This window comes from Pseudomonas sp. BN417, from assembly GCF_029871205.1.
Taxonomy (GTDB): Bacteria; Pseudomonadota; Gammaproteobacteria; order Pseudomonadales; family Pseudomonadaceae; genus Metapseudomonas.
This window is the reverse complement of record NZ_SSOJ01000104.1, coordinates 1-23947: the sequence shown is the minus strand read 5'-3', so window position 1 is coordinate 23947 and position 23947 is coordinate 1. Positions and strand designations below refer to the sequence as shown.

The 23947-nt window shown below is 64.1% G+C and carries 16 protein-coding genes; 6 read left to right on the top strand and 10 right to left on the bottom strand.

The annotated features are described in order from the left end of the window. Positions 1-349: 349 nt before the first annotated feature. A complete protein-coding gene (locus tag E8F11_RS12660; RefSeq protein WP_280289171.1) occupies positions 350-4003 on the top strand; it encodes a transporter substrate-binding domain-containing protein in 3654 nt (1217 codons plus the stop codon). Here the strand turns inward: E8F11_RS12660 and E8F11_RS12655 are convergent. Beyond that, positions 3997-5193 carry an EAL domain-containing response regulator gene (locus E8F11_RS12655; protein WP_280289170.1) on the bottom strand — a complete coding sequence of 399 codons (1197 nt, stop codon included), beginning with the start codon at positions 5191-5193 and terminating at the stop codon, positions 3997-3999. The two genes, E8F11_RS12660 and E8F11_RS12655, sit on opposite strands and share 7 nt — an antisense overlap. Before the next feature lie 162 nt (positions 5194-5355). Here E8F11_RS12655 and E8F11_RS12650 point away from each other — a divergent pair, with 162 nt between their 5' ends. Beyond that, positions 5356-5991, top strand: coding sequence for a response regulator transcription factor (locus E8F11_RS12650; protein ID WP_280289169.1), 636 nt, complete (start codon positions 5356-5358; stop codon positions 5989-5991). 64 nt (positions 5992-6055) lie between these two features. On the opposite strand, the gene E8F11_RS12645 is transcribed toward E8F11_RS12650, so the two are convergent. The 5 genes from E8F11_RS12645 to gbcA form a co-directional block, all read right to left on the bottom strand. Beyond that, positions 6056-8566, bottom strand: coding sequence for a fimbria/pilus outer membrane usher protein (locus E8F11_RS12645; RefSeq protein WP_280289191.1), 2511 nt, complete (start codon positions 8564-8566; stop codon positions 6056-6058). Between the two features lie 164 nt (positions 8567-8730). Then, a complete protein-coding gene (locus E8F11_RS12640) occupies positions 8731-9474 on the bottom strand; it encodes a molecular chaperone (protein ID WP_280289167.1) in 744 nt (247 codons plus the stop codon). Positions 9475-9548: 74 nt separating this feature from the next. Next, entirely contained in the window at positions 9549-10127 is a 579-nt protein-coding gene (locus tag E8F11_RS12635; protein WP_280289166.1) for a fimbrial protein, read from the bottom strand. A 1190-nt stretch (positions 10128-11317) separates the two neighbouring features. Next, positions 11318-11626 carry a hypothetical protein gene (locus tag E8F11_RS12630; protein ID WP_280289165.1) on the bottom strand — a complete coding sequence of 103 codons (309 nt, stop codon included), beginning with the start codon at positions 11624-11626 and terminating at the stop codon, positions 11318-11320. A gap of 702 nt (positions 11627-12328) precedes the next feature. Beyond that, positions 12329-13621, bottom strand: coding sequence for a glycine-betaine demethylase subunit GbcA (gene gbcA, locus E8F11_RS12625; protein WP_280289164.1), 1293 nt, complete (start codon positions 13619-13621; stop codon positions 12329-12331). Positions 13622-13984: 363 nt separating this feature from the next. Between gbcA and gbcB the strand changes: the two genes are divergently transcribed. Further along, positions 13985-15085, top strand: a complete 1101-nt coding sequence (gene gbcB, locus E8F11_RS12620) for a glycine-betaine demethylase subunit GbcB (RefSeq protein WP_280289163.1) — start codon at positions 13985-13987, stop codon at positions 15083-15085. Between the two features lie 292 nt (positions 15086-15377). Further along, positions 15378-15983: a glutathione transferase GstA gene (gstA, locus tag E8F11_RS12615; protein ID WP_280289162.1), complete on the top strand. Its 606-nt coding sequence runs from the start codon at positions 15378-15380 to the stop codon at positions 15981-15983. Between the two features lie 147 nt (positions 15984-16130). Here gstA and fusA read toward each other — a convergent pair whose 3' ends face one another. After that, the gene (gene fusA, locus E8F11_RS12610; RefSeq protein WP_280289161.1) at positions 16131-18176 is read right to left on the bottom strand and encodes an elongation factor G; all 2046 of its coding nucleotides are present in this window, start codon (positions 18174-18176) and stop codon (positions 16131-16133) included. Positions 18177-19053: 877 nt separating this feature from the next. Then, positions 19054-20094 carry a low specificity L-threonine aldolase gene (locus E8F11_RS12605; RefSeq protein ID WP_280289160.1) on the bottom strand — a complete coding sequence of 347 codons (1041 nt, stop codon included), beginning with the start codon at positions 20092-20094 and terminating at the stop codon, positions 19054-19056. A gap of 205 nt (positions 20095-20299) precedes the next feature. Here E8F11_RS12605 and E8F11_RS12600 point away from each other — a divergent pair, with 205 nt between their 5' ends. Further along, positions 20300-20602 (top strand): hypothetical protein, encoded by a 303-nt coding sequence (locus E8F11_RS12600; RefSeq protein WP_280289159.1) that lies wholly within the window; start codon positions 20300-20302, stop codon positions 20600-20602. 97 nt (positions 20603-20699) lie between these two features. On the opposite strand, the gene E8F11_RS12595 is transcribed toward E8F11_RS12600, so the two are convergent. Together E8F11_RS12595 and E8F11_RS12590 are read right to left on the bottom strand one after the other, a co-directional pair. Further along, complete coding sequence (locus E8F11_RS12595; protein WP_280289158.1) at positions 20700-21119, bottom strand: thioesterase family protein; 420 nt, start codon at positions 21117-21119, stop codon at positions 20700-20702. A 1-nt stretch (position 21120) separates the two neighbouring features. Continuing rightward, positions 21121-22023: an alpha/beta hydrolase gene (locus E8F11_RS12590; protein ID WP_280289157.1), complete on the bottom strand. Its 903-nt coding sequence runs from the start codon at positions 22021-22023 to the stop codon at positions 21121-21123. A gap of 572 nt (positions 22024-22595) precedes the next feature. Between E8F11_RS12590 and E8F11_RS12585 the strand changes: the two genes are divergently transcribed. Beyond that, a partial coding sequence (locus E8F11_RS12585; RefSeq protein ID WP_280289156.1) for an L-serine ammonia-lyase occupies positions 22596-23947 on the top strand: 1352 nt, incomplete at its 3' end.

Sequence of the window (23947 nt, the reverse complement as noted above, 5' to 3'; positions counted from 1 at the left end):
CCGTGGGAGCTTTTCCGAACAGTTGGCCGGTGTTGACTTAAGAGTCGGTCAGCGTCGATTGCGCGATTTCCGTCAGAACCGGCTTTTCCGTAGTTAGGAAAAGTTCAGAAACCTGATTTGAAGCATCCGTATCTTGTCGTGGTAAGTACATTGAGTCCGTCTACAATGCACCCCGGCAGTCAGCATGAATGCAGGGCTGAGAGTATATTCGCGGTCTTGCTTTCAAGATTTTGTTTGGGAATATTCCTACATGATTTGTGGGCATCGGATTTGCCTACGGACTTTGGTCCTTCACGCTGTGAGTTTTTGCCCCCTGTTTCTCTCTTCATTGACCAGGAGGCGTTCCGGCATGCCGACGCAGCGGTGTCTTTCTCGTCGTGGGTTCCGCTACTTCTGCCTGGCGGCCGGCCTTCTGTTGGCTGCCGCTACGCTTCGCGCCGATCCGCAAGCGCCGGCCCTCACCCTGTCCAGTCCATTGACGGTCGATCACCAGGCGCTCGCCATCAGCGAGGAAGACTGGCGCTGGCTGCGAGACAAGCGCGAGCTGGTGATGGGGGTTCCGGTCCAGGGGGTCGAGCCGCTGGAGATCATTCAGCGTGACGGGAGCTATGAAGGGGTTGTCGCCGATGCCACCACGCTGGTCAGCCAGTTGCTGGGCCTGCAGATCCGACTGCGCCAGTATCCGGACCGGCAGGCCTTGCTCGACGCCCTGCTCAGGCGCGAGGTGGATTTCGTCGTCGGCTCCGGAGCGGAGGGCGAAAGGGACGCCGTTGCCCACAGTCGTCCCCTGGTCCGGGACCGGCTGGCGCTGTTTCGCCGCTACAAGGGGACCGACGATTTCCCGAAGGACCTGAAGGACGTCACAGTCGTGGCGACTGCCGACCTCGCCCCCTTCCTCGCCCAGCGTTATCCGGACGCACATCGGCTGGAAGCGAAATCCATCGACGACGCGATGGCGATGGTCTCGTTCGGCCAGGCCGACCTGCTGCTGGATGATTTCCTCTCCGTGTCGTTCCGGGTCAATCGAGTCTTCAACGGATTGCTCGAGTTCGATCGTTTCCCCGAAGCGGCTGATACCAGCCTGGGATTCATCGTGCGGGCGGAAGACCAGGTGCTCCTGCGCGGGCTCGATGGAGCCCTGCGAGCGGCCGGCCAGACCTGGCTGGATGACATCGTCCGCAGCTGGGTGGGCAGCGGCCTGATGCCGCTCAGCCGGCCGCTGTCGTTGTCGCCGGCTGAAGCCCGCTGGGTGAGGCAGAACCCGGTGGTGCGCCTGGTCATCGACGACGATATGGCGCCGGGGGCTTATTTCGACGAGGAGGGGCGGTTCCGAGGCTTTTTCGCCGACCTGCTGGATGTGGTGACGCTGCAGACCGGCCTGCACTTCACGGTCATCAGCCGCTCGGGCAGCGTCACCGCGCAGGTCGAGAGCCTGCTGCGGGAAGAAGCCGACCTGGCGATCCTCAGCCCGAGCAGCACACGCGAAGGGCAACTGCGCTTCTCGCGCGCCATCGCCAGCGTTCCCTTCGTACTCGTCGGGCGTGTCGGGATCGATGCGCCACTTGACAATCCGGTGGGGGTGCGCATCGCCATGGCCCGATCCCAAATAGCCCGGGAGGAGTTGAGCACGGCCTATCCGGGGAGCGAGCTCATCGAATCGGCGTCCTCACTCGATGCGATGAACCTGGTGAGCGAAGGCGCGGCGGACTACGCGGTGGTCGCCATGCCCACGGCCCGCTACTACATCCCCCACCTGTTCAATGAGCGGCTGACGATGCCCGCCCTGGCGAACATCAGAGGGGCTACCGTCAACTTCGCCGTGCGCCGGGCCGACGGCGAGCTGCAATCGATCATCGACAGGGTGATGGCGAGTCTTCCTCCCGGCGAGATCAACGCCATGGCCAGTCGCTGGCGCGGTGCACCGGGCATGAGTCCGCAGACCTGGCGCGATTACGACACGCTTATCCAGCGCATCATTCTCGGCGCCGTACTGGCGGTATTGCTGGTGCTGGGCTGGGTGCTCTACCAGCGGCACGAGATCCACCGGCGGCGGGTGGTGGAGCGCCAGCTCAATGACGAGCTGCGTTTCATCGAGACCCTCACCGACAGCATGCCGCCGCCGCTCTATGTGCGGGACACCGAAGGTCGCCTGTTGTCCTGCAACCGCAGCTACCTGGCCAGCATCGGACTGCCGCTGGAGTCGGTGCGGGGCCGCACTGCGCTGGACCTGCCGGCCGAGGTATTCGAGGCGGCGCCGGAATTCCATGGCCTGTACCTCCAGGCCATGGCCGAGGGGCGCATGATCCAGGGCGTGCATGAGGTCGGCCTGGAGGACCGCGAACTCTGGATCGATCACTGGGTCCAGCCTTTCCAGGATTCCACCGGTGCGGTGAAGGGCGTGATCTGTGGCTGGCTCGACATCACCGAGCACCGTCACCTGGTCGAGGAACTGGAAGCGGCGAAGAACCTGGCGGATGAGGCCAGTCGCGCCAAGACCACCTTCCTGGCGACCATGAGCCACGAGATCCGCACACCGATGAACGCGGTGATCGGCATCCTGGAATTGGCGCTCAAGCGCGCCGACGACCGTCCCATCGATCGCGCCAGCATCGAGGTCGCCTATGGTTCGGCGCGTGGCCTGCTGGTGCTGATCGGCGACATCCTCGACATTGCCCGCATCGAGTCCGGCCGCCTCAGCCTGGCGCCGCACCGGGCCAATCTGCGCGAGCTGGTGGAGTCGGTGGCACGGGTGTTCGATGGGCTGGCGCGGCAGAAGCGTCTGAGCCTCGAACTCGAGATCGACGCCAGCATCCAGGGTGATGTGCTGGTGGATGGCATGCGCTTCAAGCAGATCGTCTCGAACCTGGTGAGCAACGCCATCAAGTTCACCGATGAAGGCAGCGTGCGCCTGAGCATCCAGGGTGCCGAACCGGAGGCCGGCGTGCTGCAGGTGAACTTCAGCGTCGAGGACAGCGGCATCGGCATTTCCCCGGCGGACCAGGAACGCTTGTTCCGTCCCTTCGCCCAGGTGCAGCGGGGTCAGCGCCAGAGCGAGGGCACCGGCCTGGGGCTGGTCATCTGCCGCTCGCTCTGCGAAATGATGGGTGGCCGCCTGACGCTTTCGAGTACCCCGGGTACCGGGACCCGGGTCGACGTGGAGCTGCGCCTGCAGCGCCTGGACCCGGTGGAAGAACCGGCCGGCACGCTGGCGGCCCGCGAGCGGGAGAGGCGCCGGCTGCGCGTGCTGGTGGTGGACGACCATCCCGTGAATCGGCAGATCCTCGCCCAGCAGCTGGGGTTCCTCGGCCACGAGGTGACGGAGGCGGAGAACGGCGAGGATGCCTTGGCCCTGTGGCGGACCCGGCCTTTCGACGTGGTCGCCACCGACTGCCACATGCCGCGCATGAATGGCGCCGAACTCGCCCGCGCCATTCGCGAGGAGGAGCGGGACGGGCAACGGGCGCCGACGCTGATCCTCGGCCTGACCGCCGACGCCCAGCCGGAAGAGGTGGCGCGCGGCATCCAGGCCGGCATGGATGAATGCCTGATCAAGCCCATCGGCCTCGATCTGCTGGAAGAGAAACTCTGCGCCGCCAGCGGTGGCGAGCCTGCGCTCGAGAGCGACGCGGAACCGGCCACGGTGGAGGCCGATGCCCTGCCGCTGTTCGACCTCGCACCGCTGGCGCCGCTGACCGGTGGCGATGCCGGCCTGGTCCGCAATCTGGTGAATGAACTGCTGGAGACCAACCGTCGCGACCTGGTCCCCCTCGCCGAACTGGTGGAGCGGGGCGATGCACCCGGCCTGGCGGAACTCGCCCACCGCCTCAAGGGCGCCGCGCGGGTGGTCCGGGCGGAGCAATTGATCGACGCCTGCGTGCGTCTCGAACAGGTGTGCAAGTCATCCCAGCTGGAGGCCCTTGGCACGGCTGCCGAGGCTTTGCGGCAGGCGATGCTGGCGCTGGAGCGGGGGCTGCTGGCGCAGTTGGCTGGCGACGCTCAGTGAAGTCCGGGAACGCTGCGGCGTGCCAGCAGGGCGTGGAATGCGTCGCGCTCCAGCGGCCGGGAGAAGAGGTAGCCCTGGGCCACGCGGCAGCCGAGGGCTAGCAGCCGCTCACGCTGCTCGGCGGTTTCCACGCCTTCCACCACCAGGCTCATGCCGAGGTCCTCGGCCAGGCTCACGGCATTGCCGATGATCGCGGCGCTGCGTGGCTGGCTCATCAGCTTGCGCACGAAGGCGGCGTCCAGTTTCAACTGGCTGAAGGGCAGTTCGCAGAGACGGTCGAGGGACGAGTAGCCGGCGCCGAAGTCATCCATGGCCAGCTCGCAGCCCATCAGGCGCAGCCGCACCAGGCTTTCCAGGCTGGCGGCCGGCGCTTCCAGCAGGCCGGTTTCGGTGAGCTCGAAGGTCAGGCCCGTAGCGGGCAGGCCAGCTTTTTCCAGGGCCCGTCCGATTGCCGGGACGAGGTCGCGGTCGGCCAATTGCCGGGGCTGGAGGTTGAGGGCGAGGTTCACCTGTCGTCCGCTGCGCGCCAGCTCCTGCTGCAGCGCCAGGCCCTGCCTGAACAGCTGCCAGAACAGGCGGTCGACGAGGTCGTGGGTCTCCAGGGCCTGCAGGAAATGGGCTGGCGTCAGCACGCCGTGGCTGGGGTGGCGCCAGCGGGCAAGAACCTCGGCACCCAGCGACGCGCCGCTCTCGAGGTGGAACTTGGGCTGGTACCAGGCTTCGAACTCACCCTGCTCCAGGGCGCGGAGGAGCTCTTCCAGGCACGGTGGCTCCACGGACGCGGGCTCAGCCGGGATCTCTGCGGGCTGGCAGCGGTGTCGTTCGATCAAGGTGGCGGCGCGGGCCATGTCGAAGGGCTTGCCGAGATCGCCGAGGAATTGCAGCCCGAGGTTGCGGGTCATGGCGCTGGCGGCCTGGCGCAGGTCCTCGTCCACCTCGCTGCTGAGGATTACCGAGCGGACCATGCCGGACAGGCTCGCCTGGCGCAGGAAGGCCAGGCCGTCCATGCCAGCCATGCGCAGGTCGCAGAGCACGATGTCGACTGCGCCGCCGGTCCGGAGCAGATCCAGGGCCTCGGTACCGTCCGCCGCTTGCTGGATGCGTTCCAGTCCGAGCTTGCGCAATGCGGTGACGGCGACCAGGCGTTGGAAGGGTTCGTCTTCCAGAACCAGAATGCTGATGTTCTTCATCGGGGAGCGCTCGGCAAGGGATGGCGGCCAAGTTACCGGGGGGCGGTAGTGCCAGCTAGGAGACACTTCCTGATAGCCTGTAGGAAATTTCATCAGCAGCGGCTCGGTTCCCAGGCCGTCGCCGTGCGCAGGGAAGAGCAGGCCGACAACACAGAGGTGGAAATGAAAAGTGCGCTGATAGTCGACGATCATCCGGTGATCCGCATGGCCGTTCGCATGTTGCTGGAACGCAACGGCATGGACGTCGTGGGCGAGGCCGACAACGGTGTGGACGCGTTGCAGCTGGTGCGCCAGCACGAGCCGGACATCGTCATCCTGGACATCGGCATCCCCAGGCTCGACGGCCTGAACGTCATCACCCGCATCCGCTCCCTGGGGCTCGACAGCAATGTGCTGGTCCTGACCTCGCAGCCTGCGGAAAGCTTTTCCCAGCGCTGTTTCCAGGCCGGCGCCAAGGGCTTCGTCAGCAAGGAAGAGGACCTGCAGAACCTGATTACCGCCATCAACGCCATCAGCGCGGGCTTCACCCTCTTCCCCGCCATGCCCATGGGAGGCAACCAGCCTCCTGCGCTCAGCGATGCCGAACTGGTGGGGCGTTTATCCAACCAGGAGCTGATGGTGTTGCAGCATCTGGCCTCCGGTCTCTCCAACAAGGACATCGCGGAACGGATGCTGCTCAGCAACAAGACCGTGAGTACCTACAAGGCGCGAATCCAGCAGAAGCTCAACCTGGACTCCCTGCTCGAACTGATCGAGTTCGCCCGGCGCAACGACCTGGCAGTGCGTCGGGAAGGCTGATGTCCGGAGTGGCGGTCCCGGCAGTGGATGTGCGGGACCAGCTACCGGCTGTCGCGCGTGGCGATCAGAGCGGTCCCGGCGCGCAGGCGAGCCGGTAGCGTTCGTAGTTCGCGGGCTTTTCCGGCGGAAGCGTGTAGGTGGCCGAGCACTGCTGGCTTGACCACTTGATGACCAGCGTTCCCTGGTCCTCTTCGACCAGCGCCAGCGCCCGCCCACTCGGGTCCGAGATCGCCAGTTGCTTGCCGGTGGCATCCTCCAGCGCGGCGCCGAACGGAATGCGCTGTTGCTGGGTGTCGAACAGCTCGAACTGGACCCGACGCCCCTTCTTGCCTTCGAACCGGGCCCGCACCACCGAGCCCCGCCGTGGGACGACCTGCTGGGTCGCGTTGTCGATCTCGATGCCGCCGCCGAGGTTACGTGTGTCCAGGGTGATCCAGTTGGTCCGGTACGGCTGGGCGTTGGGCACTACCGCATAGCCGTTGTAGCCGGTGCTCACGCCGTTGTAGTTGCTGACGCCGACACCCGGGATATCCGGCACCTCGACCAGGGCGAAGGTCTCACCCACGGGTTGGCCCAGGTTGATGCCACCGGCATGGGCCACTACCGAACCCGCCAGGGTGAGGCTCTCGGAGCGGTATCCGCGCCCCTTGCTGTAACCCAGGCCGACGTCGGCGAAGGAAGTGCGGCTGTTCAGGCTGGCGGAGCCGGCACTGCCGCTGTTGTTGTTGTGGCTGCCCTGTACCGAGTACGAGGTGTCGCTGTCTTCGGACAGGTAGCCGTTCACGCCGACCTGGGTACTGTCGCTGTGTTTCTGGCTGCTGGTGGCGACATAGGCGCGAGGGGCGCGTGACGTCGATCCCAGGGGGAAGGACACCGAGAGGTTGAGCTGGGTATCCCGTTCGCTCGAGGCGTAGTAGGAGGAACCGAGGTTCCGCGTCTGGGACACGCTGAAGTTGTAGCTGACGTCCCTCCAGCTGTTGGAGTAGCCGGCGGACAGGCTCCGCGAGCCGCCCCGGTCCCAGTAGCGCTCATCGCTGGCGCTGATGTAGAGGGTGCCGTAACGGTAGTTGCCCAGGCTCTGGTTGACGGTCAGGTCGGTACGGACCTTCGACCGGCCCCGCGCATAGCTGACGCCATCGCTCAGTTCCTGCACATGGTCGGAGAGCGTCCGGTAGCCTTCGGTGGAATAGCGGTAGGCCGCCAGGGTGAAGCTGGTGTCCGTACCGGTGAAGGTCTTGGCATACAGCGCCCGCAAGCTGTTACCGGTTGCGGACAGCCCGCGAACCCGGCTGGACGAGTGGGTCATGTCGACCGAGAAGGCGCCGATCGTGGTGTTCCGCCCGGCGCCGATGGCGACGGCGTTGAAGTCCTGGGTGGCCTGGACCCCGGCGATGCCGGTGAGGTTGCTGCTCACCCCGTAGGTCATGGTGCCGCTGACGAAGTTGGGGGTCTTGAGGCCGTCGGTGTTGCTGTTGAACTGGCCGCTCGAAACGCTGTACTTCAGTTGCCCCTCACGGATCATCGTCGGCAGGCTGGAGAAGGCCTGCCTGGTTACGCGGCGGCGCCCATCCGCCTCGATGACGGCCACCTCCAGGTCGCCGTTGGACCCGGTGGGATAGATGTCATTGATCTCGAAGGGGCCGGGAGCCACGGTGGTGGAATAGAGCACGTAGCCGTTCTGGCGAATCTCCACCGTGGCGTTGGTTTCCGCAAAGCCACGGATCACCGGTGCGTAGCCCCGTTCGCTGTCCGCCCTCATGCCCTCGTCGGATGCCAGTTTGATACCCCGGTAACGGACGCTGTCGAACAGGTCGGCGTCAGAGTAGATCTCACCGAGTGTGAACTGCCCTTTCAGCGCGGTGATATCGCGCTGGAGATAGGAACGGTTGCTGGTGAACTTGCTCTTGCGGCCAGTACCGGTGCGGTAGTTGGATTCGTTGCGCAGCCGCCAGGCGCCCAGGTTGAGGCCATTGCGCAGGCCCAGGTTGTTGGCGGTCTGGCGGCCGTAGTCATCCTTGTTGCGGTTGGCGTTGAGCTGGTAGTTGATGAATGCGGCGGTGATGCCGTTGTCCCAGAGCGCGGGGTCGACGTAGCCGCGTCGGCCCCGGAGCATGGCGACCTGTGGAACGCTGACGTAGAGGCGCAGGCGCGTTGGATCGTAGCGCAGGGCGGCCTGGTCGATCAGCGAGGGCAGGTCATAGCAGGTTTGCGGTGCATCCGGCCGCAGCTTGCCTTGTTCCACCAGCTTGGCCAGGTCGATACCCAGCAGTTCGAGCATGTCGTAGTGCAGGCACGGCTCGACAGCGCCTGTTTGCGGGTTGCGCACGAAATCGATGTCCCGGCGTCCCACCAGCACCTGGTTGCCGTAGATGTCGACGCGGTAGCTGCCGGGCAGGGTGCTGTTATCGCGCAGCAGCAGTTGCAGGTCCACGGGCGACGGCGCGCCCTTCAGGAAAGAGGTATTGAACGCTTCGGCCTGTGGGTCGCTCGCCTGTGGCGCTACCGGGGCTTCGGCCCCGAGCGCCAGGGCCGGAAGAGCCAGGGAAATGGCTAACGCGAGTTTACTGGGAGGAATGGCAGGCAGCGCTGCCTGTCCACCCCGTCCAGTGATGTGACAGGGCCAAATGCTCATTTCTCAACGCCTGCAAGAAGTCGGGTTCACCTCCAACAGGCATGAGGAGGGCCGGGCAGGGGCGCTCGGCGCCTGCCAGAGATGAACCTGGGATTGGTATGGGGCTGTTACAGAGCTTGTTCGGACCGCTGTGCCGTGGCGCCCTCGGGTTTGCCGGCCGAGAGTCTTGTGGCGTAGGGCACCTGCGCTCCGTAGTCGTTGATGACGGAGAACTTCAGCTCCGGCTCATTCGTGGCGGGCATCTGCTTGACGGGGAAAGACCGTTGTTGCCCGGGCGCGATCATGGTCGAGTCCACCACGACTTCACCCTTGCCGAGGCGCACGTCGGACATGGAAACGTGATACAGGCTCGGATTCCTGACCTTGAGCTCGGCCGTGTTGCCACGGGTTTCCAGGCTCCAGCGCAGCTCTTCCGGCGCCAGTCGCACATCGCCGGCCAGACCGGCGGGCCGGAAGAACACCTTGATCCGCTGGTTGACCGCCAGTTGCAGGGTGTTCTTCCCTGGCTCGGCCTGGGGGATTTCCTGCACGTTCAGCCAGACGACCGATTCACGGTCGCTGGGCATGCCGCTGCCTTCGTAGAGGACGCGCAGCAGTTGTTGTTCGTTCGCTGGAACCCGGGCTAGCGGGGGTGTCACGGCGAGTGGGGGAGGTGTATCCGAGTCGTCGCCACTGTCGAGCCAGGACTGCACCAGCACGGCTTGTCCGGTGTTGCGCACCATGATGCTGGCTTCTTTCTCGGAGCCCTTGAAAACCATACGTGTGGCGCCCAGGGATATTCCGGCGGACACATGGGAGGCGAGCACCAGGCTCAGGACGCCCAGGCAGGCGGGGATCTTGCGAAGGGCCATAGCTGTTACCACTGGATTGCGTTGCGGAGGCGGGGCCCGGAGGCCCCGCCAGTCATGGAAGCAGGGTCAACTGCTTACTCGTAGTACAGGGTGAACGGCAGGGTGGCGTTACCATCACCAGGGCCGGCGGTCTTCGGATCGGCGGTAGTCACGTAGGCGGCGGCGAAGGTCAGGGTGGCGTCGCCACCGTTCAAAGTGCTGTCGATCTTGGCGGTGGTATCAGAGGTCAGGTCGACGACGTTACCGTTGCTGTCCAGGATGGCGATGCCGACGTTCTTGGCGGTATTTTGACCTTGGGTCAGCTTCAGGACTTTCTTGCCTTCGACGAGCTTGCCCGCGGCGTCGAACTTCATGGAGACCTTGGTGCCGGCGTTGCAGTTGATGTTCAGGTTGATGTCGTTGGCCGACAGGCGGCCAGCGTTCGGAGCGGTGTCGGTACCCATGTCCTTGATCGACACGTTGCCCATGTCAACGGCGATGGCTTTTTCCTTGCCGGTGCTGCCTTCGACGGAGCAGGCGTCGTTGTTGATCACGCCGGTGAAGCTGATCTGGCCGGTGCCTGCCTTCGTGGAAGTGGGCGGCTCGGCGGCGAAGGCGGCGCCGCTGGCGGCGATAACGGACATGGCCAGGACGGCGAGAGAAAACTTCTTCATGTGAATCTCCATAGATATGAAAAGTGCTGCATCGAAATGCCCGATTAAATTAATTTATTGGCGTTTTTCGGCGCTATCGGCTCGCTCCCTCGTCCATGTAAGGATTTGCTTGCAGAGTTGTCGTGGTTTTCTTTGAAGGGGATTTGTAGGAATTAGTGCGGGTATGGAGAGGACGATTCGTCGATGTTTGGCGGTATCGCCTGTATCTGGATTCAAATCCTTGCTTGAGTTGCTGTGGAAGTTCATGCCGGGTAAGTGAGTGTCGGCAAGGCGAACTTTGGCGTATGGGCCAGTTTGCTGTTAATGCAACCGAGCACTGTTCATTTGAACTTTGGAAGTCACGTCTTTACTGCGTTTGTGAAACCCCGCGATGTCACGGTTGAGGCACAGGCTGTTGGGCCTCGCTACGTTCGGACGAACCTACAGAGTTCGATGTTCGTAGGTCGTAGGATGGGTGGAGCATGCGATACCCATCAGCTCTGTCCGCATGGGTATCGCTCCGCTCCACCCATCCTACAGGGGGCTGCCAGTTCTGTAGCCCGGATAAAATCCGGGGAAAGTCCCACCGTCGCTCCCGGACTTCATCCGGGCTACGTTTTGCCGGCGTGCATCCGGGATGCACATCCACGTTCTACGAGCGGGGATGTTTATTTGAGATTGGGAAACTACGGTTGCTAGTGCTGAGTTTGTGAAACCCGGCGATGTCGTGGTTGAGGCGCGCTGTTGGGCCTCGCTGCGCTCGGCCCAACCTACGGAGTTCGAAGTTCTGTAGCCCGGATGAAATCCGGGGGAAGTCCCACCGCCTGTTCATTTGAACTTGGGAACCATGTCTGCGAGTGCTGAGTTTGTGGAGCCCTGCGATGTCATGGTTGGGCGCGCGCTGTTGGGCCTCGCAAGCTCGGACCAACCTACGGCGTTCGTAGGATGGGTGGAGCGGAGCGATACCCATGCGGACGGGGCTGATGCATATCGCAAGTTCCGTAGCCCGGATGAAATCCGGGGAAAGTCCCACCGCCGCTCCCGGATTTCATCCGGGCTACGTTTTCTGAGGGCGGGTTGTTCGGCGGGGGGCTTTGCGTAGGAGCGAGCTTGCTCGCGAAGGATTGCGCTCGGGCTGTTCGCGAGCGAGCTCGCTCCTACAAGTTGGCGGTGAGCAAGGCGTAAACGTCTTGCTCCGAGCAGAAGGCGTGTCAGTTGAAGGTGACGGTGACGATCTTGCCGTTGGTGTGTGCGACGGCGGTCGTCCTGATGGAGGCGGTATCGACGATGCCGGCGCACAGGTTGCTCGACGGCGGCACGGGACCGGCCTGTTTCGGGCTGATGCCGTTGTCGCGTCCTGCATGCCGGTACCATTCCGAGGCAGGCATATCGCAGGCGCCGACGACGATCGCCCCCCTGAAGTGGATGACGCCGCTGATGCCGTTCGACCCACTTGCATGAACACCGGATGAAGCGACAACCAGACCAATCACAGCTGCAATTTTTTTATTGATTTTCATTTTCCGCTCTCCTTGGTGGCTTACATCGTCTCGGCTGCTTCGCTGCCCGGGTCTGCGGTGTAATTTTCCAGACCGCCAGGCTTTGTCGGGTCGCTACCCGGATGACCCGTCGAGTAAATCGGAGTGACATCAAATTGATATCAAAATGGCATCTATTTGCAATGCATGGCCATCACTCCGCCTTCGCTAGCAAGGCCCTTTCGTTGATCTTTCTCTCCTACTTGCGGGCTTGTAGGAGATTTCCTTGCAGTTTTTTGAACAGCTTCGTAACCACTCGGAAAATTCCCTTTAGTCGAGAGCGATTCATACGCGGCTTTCTGTAAGTAAATAGCGAAATTTCTAAGTCGCTGGACTGATGTTTCCCAAACAAATGTAGGAACAATCTCGATATCGAAATGGGCGTAATGCAGGCGTCTGGGGAATGGAAAGGGCTCATCTGCTGGCGCAACGACAGCCGGGCAGATAGGGCTGGGGAGCAGGAGGACGCCGCCCGCGCGGCGCGATGCCCGAGGGAAGCGATAGGGCGAGGGGACAAAAAAAGCCCCCGCCGGGGCCGACATCCCGGTGGGGGCGAGGGTGGTCCTTGGAGGGACCTCAGTGTGTGCGGTGGTACCAGGCGTCAAGCAGGCTGGACGCAAGGCCGTAGACGGTGAGCAGGATGGCGAAGCCCAGGCACAGGGACATGGCTTCGTCTCCCGGGGATTACTCGGCGCCGACCTGGCGCAGTTTGGTGGCCGGGGTATCGCCCAGGTTGTTCAGTACGCGCTCGCTGTACCAGTCGAGGAAGTTGATCACGCCAAACTCGTAGGTCTTGGAGTAGGGGCCCGGCTGGTAGGCGGTGGAGTTGATGCCGCGCTGGTTCTCTTCGGCCAGGCGACGGTCCTGGTCGTTGGTGGCATCCCAGACTTCGCGCAGGCGGGCAACGTCGTAGTCCACGCCTTCGACCGCGTCCTTGTGCACCAGCCACTTGGTGGTGACCATGGTTTCCTGGGCGCTGATGGGCCACACGGTGAAGACGATCAGGTGATCGCCCATGCAGTGGTTCCAGGAGTGCGGCAGGTGGAGGATACGCATCGAGCCCAGGTCCGGGTTCTTGATGCGGCCCATGAGTTTCTTGGAGCCCTGCTTGCCGTCCATGGTCATGGAAACGGTGCCGTCGAGCAGAGGCATGCGCACGATGCGGTTGCGCAGGCCGAAGCTGGCGTGGGCGTAGGGGATCTGCTCCTCGTCCCAGGCCTTGGTGCAGGCGGCGACCTGGTCCTTGAAGGCCTGGCTGGCGCGGGGGTCGGTGACGTCGTCCCATTCCAGCAGGGTCTTCAGCAGTTCCGGGTGCGAACCGTTGCAGTGGTAGCACTCGCGGTTGTTCTCGAGCACCAGCTTCCAGTTGGCCTTTTCCATCAAGGTGGTCTGCACCGCCACCTTGGTGTTCTCCATGTCGTAGGGCTCCATGTAATGGGCCAGGGTGGAGAGGAAGTCGTCGATGGCAGGCGGATTATCGGCCAGCGAAATGAAGATGTAGCCGCCGGCGGTCTTCACGTTGACCGGCTTGAGGCCGTACTCCTTCATGTCGAAGTCGGCGCCCATTTCGGTGCCGGCGAACAGCAGGCGGCCATCCAGTTCGTAGGTCCACTGGTGGTAGGGGCAGACCAGCTTGGCGACCTTGCCCTTTTCGCTGACGCACAGGCGCGAACCGCGGTGGCGGCAGACGTTGTGGAAGGCATGGACCTGACCTTCGGCGCCACGGATGACGATGATCGGGTTGTCGCCGATCTGCAGGGTCAGGTAGTTGCCCTTGGCGGGAATCTCGCAGGTCATGCCAGCGATCAGCCACTCCTTGTGGAAGATCTCCTGCATGTCGATCTGGAACAGGCGCTCGTCGTTATAGAACGGCTGCGGCAGGGAGAAGGTGTGGTCGCGTTCGCGGAGCATTTCGGCCGTGGCCTTGCGTGCGGGTTCAAGCGGATCGCCCAGGCTCAGGGTGGAAGTGACGTCCATCGGTAACTCCTCAATGGCTGGTCGCATTCGCGACCGCCGCAAAAAGTGGCTGTTTCGGTTGTCACGCAAGGCGGCGTGACCTGCCCTCGTTGCTCGCCTGCCGACTGGCTGCCCTGCTGCGGGTGCGAGGGTGGTTCGCTCTGAAACCTTATGTTTCGGCTGGGATTGAGTGTGCTGGCGCTGGCAGGCACGACCTTATCTGCGGGCGACATGGGGACATCCGTTTCCGACGCGGGAGGCCCGGTGGTTGCTGGCAGGTCGCGATGAGCATGTGGATGTCGCAGACAGGTAAATGGGCCGTTTTTGCGTTATTCACAATCCGCCGCAATAGGCCGATATCCGGCCGCGCGCGGAGCAACCTCCATGACGAACAATTTCCTGAATCCCGTGACCACCCAGACCTGGACCAACGGCCGCCACTTGGTGCGGTGCGTCAAGGCCATCCAGGAAACCTCGGACGTGCGCACCTTCTGCTTCATGGCCGACCAGCCGATGGTGTTCTTCTTCAAGCCGGGGCAATTCGTGACCCTGGAACTGGAGATCGACGGCCAGCCCATCATGCGTTCCTACACCATTTCCAGCTCGCCCTCGGTGCCCTACAGCTTCTCCCTGACCATCAAGCGCGTGCCGGGCGGCAAGGTGTCCAACTGGCTGCACGACAACCTGCAGGAAGGCGACGTGCTGCCGGTGCACGGGCCGGTGGGCTTGTTCAACGCTATCGACTTCCCGGCGGACAAGGTGTTGTTCCTCTCTGGCGGTGTCGGCATCACCCCGGTGATGTCCATGGCGCGCTGGTTCTTCGATACCAATGGCGCGGTGGACATGGTGTTCGTGCATAGCGCGCGTACGCCGAAGGACATCATCTACCACCGCGAGCTGCGCCACATGGCCTCGCGCATCGAGAACTTCAAGCTGCATCTGATCTGCGAGAAGTACGAGATCGGCGAGACCTGGTCCGGCTACCGGGGCTACCTGAGCCGCGCGATGCTCGACCTGATCGCCCCGGACTTCATGGAGCGCGAGGTCTTCTGCTGCGGTCCTACGCCCTACATGTCAGCGATCAAGCGCCTGCTGGAAGCCGCCGGCTTCGACATGAAGCGCTACCACGAGGAAGCCTTCGGCCCGACGCCGCCGGAAATCCGCGAAGAGGCCCAGGGACATGCCGCCGAGGCTGCCGGAGCGGCAGAGATCCCGGCTGGCGACATGAACCTGGTGGACTTCACCAGCACCGGCAAGAGCATCCGTGTTGCACCCGGCGAAACCGTGCACTCCGCTGCCGCCAAGCTCGGGCTGCACATTCCCAAGGCCTGTGGCATGGGCATCTGCGGCACCTGCAAGGTGATGAAGATCGCCGGCGAAGTCGAGATGGAGCACAACGGCGGCATCACCGACGAAGACGTGGCCGAGGGCTACATCCTTTCCTGCTGCAGCGTTCCCAAGGGTGACGTGGCCATCGATTACTGATGGTTTTTTGAGCGATTCCCTCCAGCCCGCGTCCGGCGCGGGCTGGCGCCATCTGTCCACAGCTTGTGGGCGCAGCGGTGCACAGCTGCTGTGCGCAACTCATTGAATGTGCTGAAAAAACGAACAAACTCCCGAATCCTTTGCGGGCCGCAGGCAAGCGCCAGGGACGAACAGCTTATGCACAGGCTGGTCCACTGATTGTGGGCGTAATCCCACTATGCTTGTTCCAGTGCCTTCCCCGCCGGCGTGCTGTCAGCGCCGGTTTTCTGCAGCCTGCCAGGGAGCCAATGCAATGAAACTCTTCTACACCCCCGGAGCCTGTTCGCTCGCCGTGCACATCATCCTGCGCGAGATCGGCCAACCGTTCGGCCTGGAAAAGGTCGACCTGGGCGGCCACAAGACGGCATCCGGCGACGACTATTACCGCTTCAATGCCAAGGGCTATGTGCCCTTGCTGGAGCTGGACAACGGCCAGACCCTGACTGAAGGACCGGTAATCAACCAATACCTCTGCGACCAGGCCGGCCGCGCTGACCTGATGCCGGCTGCCGGCACGCTGATGCGCTACCGGGTCATGGAGTGGCAGTCGTTCATCACCAGCGAGTTGCACAAGAGCTTCGGCGCGCTGTTCAACCCGGTCCTGGACGATCGGGCCAAGGCGGTCTTCGCCGGCACGGCGCACAAGCGCTTGCAGTGGGTCTCGGAGCAGTTGCGTGGTCGCCAGTACCTGACGGGGGACGACTTCACCGCAGCGGATGCCTACCTCTTTACCGTGGCCGGCTGGTCGGGCCATGTCGGCATGGACCTCACCGACTGCCCGGAACTCCAGGCGTTCCAGGGGCGGGTGGCGGCCAGGCCGGCGGTGCAGGAGGCGCTGAAGGCGGAGGGGTTGGCCTGAGCTCGCTGTCGGGGAAACTCGTTGTGGGGGCGAATTCATTCGCTAAGGGCAGCGCAGCTGCCCCCTGGTATCACCGTAGGGCAGGCCTTCTGCCTGCTTAGCGATTGAAATCGCCCCCACAGAAAAGCGGGCGTTCCACCTGCTGGCTCAATCCTCCTCCTGCACCGCCTTGTAGGACCCGGCGAGCTTCTGCTGCACATCCTGGGGCGCGGCGCTGTAGTGACTGAGCAGCATGCTGAAGGCGCCATGGCCGGCGGTGATCGCCTTGAGCCGGCCGGCATAGCCGTCGAGTTCGGCCAGGGGCACCTGGCCGTGGACCAGGGCCATGCCCTGGGACATGGATTCCGTGCCGGTAACCTGGCCGCGGCGGCCGATCAGGTCGGTGGTGATGTCGCCGATATTTCCTTCTGGAGAGCTGACCTCGATCGCGACTATCGGCTCCAGTACCACTTCGCCGGCGGCGCGCAGGGCGTCGATCATGGCCTTGCGCCCGGCGGCCTGGAAGGCGATGTCCTTGGAGTCCACGGGGTGGTGCTTGCCGTCGTGGACTGTCACCTTGAGGTCCTCCACCGGCAGTCCGGCCAGGGGGCCGCCGGCCAGGACCGAGCGCACACCCTTCTCCACCGAGGGGATGAACTGCGAGGGGATCACGCCACCCTTCACCTCGTCGGTGAAAAGGAAGCCGCTGCCGCGCGGCAGCGGCTCGATGCGCAGGAAGACTTCGCCGAACTGGCCGGCGCCGCCGGTCTGCTTCTTGTGCCGGCTGTGGCCTTCGGCCGGCCGGGTGATGGCTTCGCGGTAGGGCACCTTGGGCGGGCGTGTCTCCACCTCCAGCTTGTAGGTGCCGGTGATGCGGTCGAGCAGGTAGCGCAGGTGCAATTCGCCCATGCCGCGCAGCACGGTCTCCTGGGTGGAGGCCTGGTAGTCGAGCTTCACGCAGGGGTCTTCGGCTTGCAGCCGGTTCAGCACTTCGGCGATGCGCTGTTCGTCGCCACGGCGCTTGGCCTCGATGGCCAGGCCCTGCATGGGGGCGGGGAAATCCAGGGGCTTGAGGTGGATCTGGTCTTCGTCATGGGAGTCGTGCAGCACCGAATCGAATTCCACTTCGTCGACCTTGGTCAGGGCGCCGAAATCGCCGGGGATCAGCCGGGTCACTTCCTCGTGACGCTTGCCCTGCAGGCGCAGCAGGTGGCCTAGCTTGAAAGGCTTGCGGCCGTCGCCGACGAACAACTGCATGTCCCGCTCCAGGGTGCCCTGGTGCACACGGAATACCCCGAGCTTGCCCACGAACGGGTCGATCACCACCTTGAACACATGGGCCAGCACGTGCTGCTGTGGGTCCGGCTGGGAGCGGAAGGCCTTGGCCTCGGCCCCCTCGCCCTTGAGGAACAGCGGCGGGTTGCCCTCGGTGGGGTTGGGCGCCAGGCGCGCCAACACGTCCAGCAGCTCGGCGACCCCCGCGCCGGTACGCGCTGAGGTGAAGCACAAGGGAATCAGATGGCCTTCGCGCAGCGCCCGCTCGAAGGGCTCGTGCAACTCGGCAGGGGCGATCTCGCCCTGTTCCAGGTAGCGCGCCATCAGCTCTTCGTCCACTTCCACCACCTGGTCCACCAGGGCCTGGTGGGCGTCGGCCACCGAGGAGAAGTCGGCCTCGCCGTCCGGTTCGAAGAAGCAGTCAACGACCCGGTTGGCGTTGTCCGCCGGCAGGTTGAGCGGCAGCACCTCCTTGCCGAAGGCTTCCCGCAGATTGGCGAGCAGGGCGGGCAGGTCCACCCGCTCGGCGTCGATCTTGTTCACCACCAGCATGCGGCAAAGGCCGCGCTCGGCGGCCAGCGCCATCATGCGGCGGGTCGTCAGTTCGATGCCGTTCTGCGCATTGACCACCACCAGCGCGGTTTCCACCGCCGCCAGGGCGGCGATGGACTGGCCGATGAAGTCCGGGTAGCCGGGGGTATCGATCAGGTTCAGCTCGGCGCCGGCATGGCTGCAGTGGGCCAGCGCCGAGGCTAGGGAATGGCGGTATTCGCGCTCCAGGGGGTCGAAGTCGCACACCGTGTCGCCGCGTTCCAGGCTGCCGGCGCTGGCGATGGCGCCGCTGCATTGCAGCAGCGCCTCGGCCAGGCTGGTCTTGCCACTGTCGCCATGGCCGACCAGGGCGATCGTTCGAATGGATTCCACCGAGTAGTTCGCCATGAGCACCTCCGCGCACTGGGGTGTTTCCAGTATAGGCAGGCGCTCGCGGCCTGCCGGAAACCGCGCCTGGCCCTCGTGTTTCAGTACAAGTTGTTGAAATCGATCAAAAAATGAACCAAGTCCGGCAGCCCGCGGCAGTTCTGGACTCCGGCGCGGTCTGTACAGCTTGTCCACAGAACGCTCCACGGGCTTTGTGGGTAATAGCCGGGTTTTCCACGGTGCTTGAAGCCCTGACGCGGGCTATCGGCCGCGAAAGAGCGGCTGATCAGCGCGTGATCGACCCTCTGTACAGGCTGTGGTTACTGAGGTTTGGCCAGGTCTCAACAGTTTTTCCACAGGGCTGTGCACGGGATTTGTGTGCAAATTTTCCGCGAGGCAGTTGGTTTTTTCATGAAGCCGGCTGCAAGCCAGGAACAGCGGGGCTTTGGTCATACAGAGCACTCAACAGGTTTTCCACAGACTTATCCACGTTGTCTGGGGTTAAGCGCTTCTCTTTCTGCTGTTGGTCAAAAAAAGAACAACTGTCTGTATCGCCGATGAGACAAGGACTCCAGGCTCTTTTCCACAGCTTGTGTACCTTTCGTTGCACAGAAACTGTGTGAAGAAATGGCAAGTCGTTGAAATAGCTCAGGAAATATCCAATGCGCGAAAGGCCCCGCCAGGACTGGGCTGCAGCCAGGGCTCTACAGTTTGTCCACAGGATGGTCCACGGAAATCGGGGGTAAGGCGGGGATTGGGTGGGAAATGCTTGACCTGTGGGGGCGATTTCAATCGCCATGCAGGCCGCAGGCCTGCCGTCGAGATCACAGGGGCAGCTGCGCTGCCCTTAGCGAATGAATTCGCCCCCACATGGGGGAGAGGCCTGGGGGAGGGGAGGTCAGGCCCCCATGGCCGCACGGATATCCGCCGCCAACTCGCGCACGCGGTCCATCTCGGTGTCCCAGGAGCACATGAAGCGAGCGCCGCCGGCACCGATGAAGGTGTAGAAGCGCCAGCCCCGCTCGCGCAGGTATTCCAGGGCGGGTTCGGACATTTGCAGGAACACCCCGTTGGCCTCCACCGGGAACATCAGGCTGACGCCGGGCACGTCGCTCACCAGTTCCGCCAGCAGTTGCGCACAGGCGTTGGCGTGGTTGCCGTAGTACAGCCAGGCGTCGTCCTGCAACAGGCCGACCCAGGGGGCGGCGAGGAAGCGCATCTTCGAGGCCAGTTGGCCGGCCTGCTTGCAGCGGTAATCGAAGTCCTCGGCCAGGTCGCGGTTGAAGAAGAGGATGGCCTCGCCCACCGCCATGCCGTTCTTGGTACCGCCGAAGCAGAGCACGTCCACGCCGGCCTTCCAGGTCAGGTCGGCCGGCGAGCAGCCGAGGAAGGCACAGGCGTTGGAGAAGCGCGCGCCGTCCATGTGCAGGTTCAGGCCCAGTTCCTTGCACACCTGGCTGATGGCGTGGACCTCGTCGGGGCGGTAGACGGTACCCACCTCGGTGGCCTGGGTCAGGGTGACCACGCGCGGCTTGGGATAGTGGATGTCCTGGCGCTTGAGGGCGATCTCGCGGATCGCTTCCGGGGTCAGCTTGCCGTTCTCGGTCTTCGCCAGCAGCAGTTTCGAACCGTTGGAGAAGAACTCCGGCGCGCCGCATTCGTCGGTCTCGACATGGGCGGTCTCCGAGCAGATCACGCTGTGGTAGCTCTGGCACAGCGACGCCAGGGCCAGGGAGTTGGCGGCGGTGCCGTTGAAGGCGAAGAAGACTTCGCAGTCGGTCTCGAACAACTGGCGGAAATGGTCGGAGGCGCGGGCCGTCCACTGGTCGTCGCCGTAGGCGCGCTCATGGCCCCGGTTGGCCTCGGCCATCGCGGCCCAGGCTTCCGGGCAGATGCCGGAATAGTTGTCGCTGGCGAATTGCTGGGTCTGGTCGGTCATTTCCTGGTCCTTCTGTCCGTTCGCCTGCAGGCACAGGCGTATGGAGGCTAACTTTACGCCAGGTTGCATTCGCAGGTTTCGTTCATGGCGACATCCTTTTCATCGCCTCGCGCCTGGTCAGTGAAAGGGAACTCCGAGGGCTCGGGCCGCCTCAGAACTCAAGAGCGCGCCGCGACGCGTCTCCGTCCCGGAAGGAGGTACCGACATGCGTTACCCGACCCTGATCGCCCTGTTCGTCCCCATGCTGATCGGCCTGCCGGCAATCGCTGGCGAGTGGCCCGCCGGCGAGCGCGACCACTTCATCCAGGAGTGCAAGACCAGCGCCGAGGCCTCCATTGCGTCGGACAAGCTGCAGCGCTATTGCAGTTGCGCAGCCGACGAGGTCAGCAACGAATTCAGCCGCGCCGAACTGGACGAGCTGAAGGCTCAGAAAACCCCGCTGCCCCAGGAAACCCACCAGCGCCTGCTGAAGGTCTCCCAGACCTGCCTGAGCCAGCTGAACGGCTGAACAGAATCTGACCAGTCGACCGCAGCCCCGCCTGACACGGGCCGCATGGCCGATTGCACAGTTTGTCCCCAGCTCGATCCACCCTTTTCGGGCTAGCCTAGGCGGCCGGCTGCCAGCCCGTGGCCCGCTCGCGGATATCGGCCGGAAAGGCGCGGGCCTTGCGCGCGCGGGTGTCGAGGTGGACGCCCACGAGCGTGGTGACGGCGGCAATCTCGCCGGTTTCGTCATTGCGCATCTCGTGACGGAAGCGGATGGACTTGTCCTTCACCTCCAGCACCTGCGAGCGGATGGACAGCACATCGCCCGCATGCAGCTCGCGGCGATACTCGATCTGTTGCTCCACTGCCGCCATGCCGGCGTTTTCCTCGCGCAGCCGCGACGGGGCCAGGCCCAGGAGGGTGAACAGCTGCCAGGTGGCCTCGTCGAACTTGCCGACGTACCACATCACGTTCATGTGCCCCATGTGGTCGCAATGCCAGGGATAGACGGCGCCGCGGTAGGTCAGGTTGTCGGGCATGTCAGGTTTCCTCGTTCTTGTTGGAATGGGTGAAATCCGCCAGGACCTGGTGGAACTGGTTGATGACGATGGACAGGTGTCCTTCCTGTGGATAAAGCCGCAGCGTCGCCCTCGGCAGGTTCGACTGCAGGTGGCGGCCCATGGCTTCCGGGACATGGCGGTCCAGGCCGCTCTGGTAGAGGTGCACCGGCACCTGGATCTGCTCCAGGGCGAAGCCCCGGCCTGATGCGATCAGCTGGGCCTCCTTGCAGGCACCGCGCACACCCTGGCGATAGGCCTCGGCCAGGAAACCGGCGAAGTCCGCGGCGGCCGAGGGATCGTCTGCCAGCAGCTGGCGGTCCGGTTCGGCCAACAGGCTGGCCAGGGCCTTCACCGCCCGCGCCGGACTACGCAGGAACAGCAGCCGGTCCAGCGCCAGCAGCGGGCTGGCCAGCAATGGGTGGCGGCGGGCCAGGCCGAACATCAGCCGGAGCATGGGCAGTTGCTGCTTGCGCAGCGCGGGGATATCCATGGGCCCCATGCCGGCCAGCAGCCCGACATAGTCGAGGCGCCCGCCCATCTGGTGGGCGCAGGCCAGGGCATAGGGGCCGCCGCAGGACACCCCGAGCACACCGAAGCGCCGATGACCGAGGCTGTCGGCCAGCGACTGAACATCCCTCACCCAGCCGAGAATGCTGCGTCCGGCCTGGTAATCGGAATGGCCGAAGCCTGGACGCTCCGGCGCCACCAGGCAGACGCCGGCGGTCAGTGCCTGTTCATGGTGCAGCGCGGCCTGCAGCCGACTACCGGGAAAACCGTGGAAGTAATAGAGCGGGCGGCCCTCCGGCACACCGTAGAGCTGGTAGGCCAGGGTGCGCCCGTCAGGCAGTTGCAACCGCCGAGGCTGCGCATCGGGTCGAGTCATGGTGGTCTCGGAAAGGATTGGTTTGTGACTGGAACGGTGTGTCGGGTTCTCAACTGCTCAATATTTGCACGTCGCCATTTATACCAGCGGCGAAATCCCTTGGCGGCAGGGGTTACAAAATTTAAGCGTGTGTTTAATTTTCTCCGAAACTGATCGTTTTCTGATCAGTTTCGCCAGGGCCACCAGCCATCCACGCCCCAGACGTCCACTCACACCTTATCCACAGGGCGATACACGGAATCTGGGGGCAGCCGTTTTCCAAACGCCTGAAATAGCTCAGGAAATGATCATTCCGCGGGAGGCGCCGACAGGCCTGGGGCCGAGCCGGGGTTCTACAGCTTATCCACAGCTTGATCCCCGGTTTCTGTGGGCGAGGGCGGTGGACAGGTGCATTTACGGGTCGGAAACGGACAGATTTCCCGGGGGCCGGACCGGGAGAATCCTGTAGGAGCGAATTCATTCGCGAAAGGGACGCGCAACGTCCCCCTGAAGCCTTCGAGGGGCAGGCCTGCGGCCTGCATCGCGAATGAATTCGCTCCCACAAGAGTGCTCCCACCAGTCGAGGAACCGATATGGCTATCAGCGTGTTCGACCTGTTCAAGATCGGTATCGGCCCCTCCAGCTCGCACACCGTGGGCCCCATGCGCGCGGCGGCGCTGTTCGCCACGGCGCTGCGCGAGCGTGGCCTGCTGGCGCAGGTGCGCCGCGTCGAGGTGCGCCTGTACGGCTCGCTGTCGGCCACCGGCGTCGGCCACGGCACCGACCGCGCCACGGTCATGGGGCTGATGGGCGAATGGCCCGATAAGGTCGACCCGAAGCAGATCGCCCCGCGCATCGCGGCGCTGCAGGAGGCCCGCGAGCTGCTGCTGGACGGCAGCCAGCCGGTGCCGTTCGACTGGAACCGCGACCTGCTGCTGCTCGAGGAAAACCTGCCCTACCACCCCAACGCCATGACCCTGATCGTCGAAGGCGCGGCCGGTGAACTGCACCGCGACACCTACTACTCCATTGGCGGCGGCTTCGTCGTCGACGAGGCCCAGGCCAAGGCCGGCCAGCTGGATCAGGACGCCACCGTGCTGCCCTACGATTTTTCCAGCGCCGAAGAGCTGCTGGTGCTGTGCCAGCGCCACAACCTGCGCATCGCCGAGCTGATGCTGGCCAACGAGAAGGCCTGGCGCAGCGAGGCGGAGATCCGTGCCGGGCTGCTGAAACTGTGGGACGCCATGCAGGAATGCGTGAACAACGGCCTCGGCCACGAAGGCATCCTCCCTGGCGGGCTCAACGTGCGCCGCCGCGCGGCCAAACTGCACCGCAGCCTGCAGGAGCTGGGCAAGCCGAACGTGATCGGCAGCACCATGAGCGCCATGGAATGGGTCAACCTCTACGCCCTGGCGGTGAACGAGGAAAACGCCGCCGGCGGGCGCATGGTCACCGCGCCCACCAATGGCGCGGCGGGGATCATCCCGGCGGTGCTGCACTACTACATGCGCTTCAATCCCGAGGCCAACGAGGACGACGTGGTCAATTTCTTCCTCGGCGCGGCGGCGGTGGGCATTTTGTGCAAGAAGAACGCCTCGATCTCCGGCGCCGAGGTCGGTTGCCAGGGCGAGGTGGGCTCGGCCTGCGCGATGGCGGCGGCGGGGCTGGCGGAAGTGCTGGGGGCGACCCCGGCGCAGCTGGAGAACGCCGCGGAGATCGGCCTGGAGCACAACCTGGGGCTGACCTGCGACCCGGTGGGCGGGCTGGTGCAGGTGCCCTGCATCGAGCGCAACGCCATCGCCGCGGTGAAGGCGATCAACGCGGCGCAGATGGCGCTGCGCGGCGACGGCGAGCACTTCATCTCGCTGGACCAGGTGATCCGCACCATGCGCGACACCGGTGCCGACATGCACGACAAGTACAAGGAAACCTCGCGCGGCGGCCT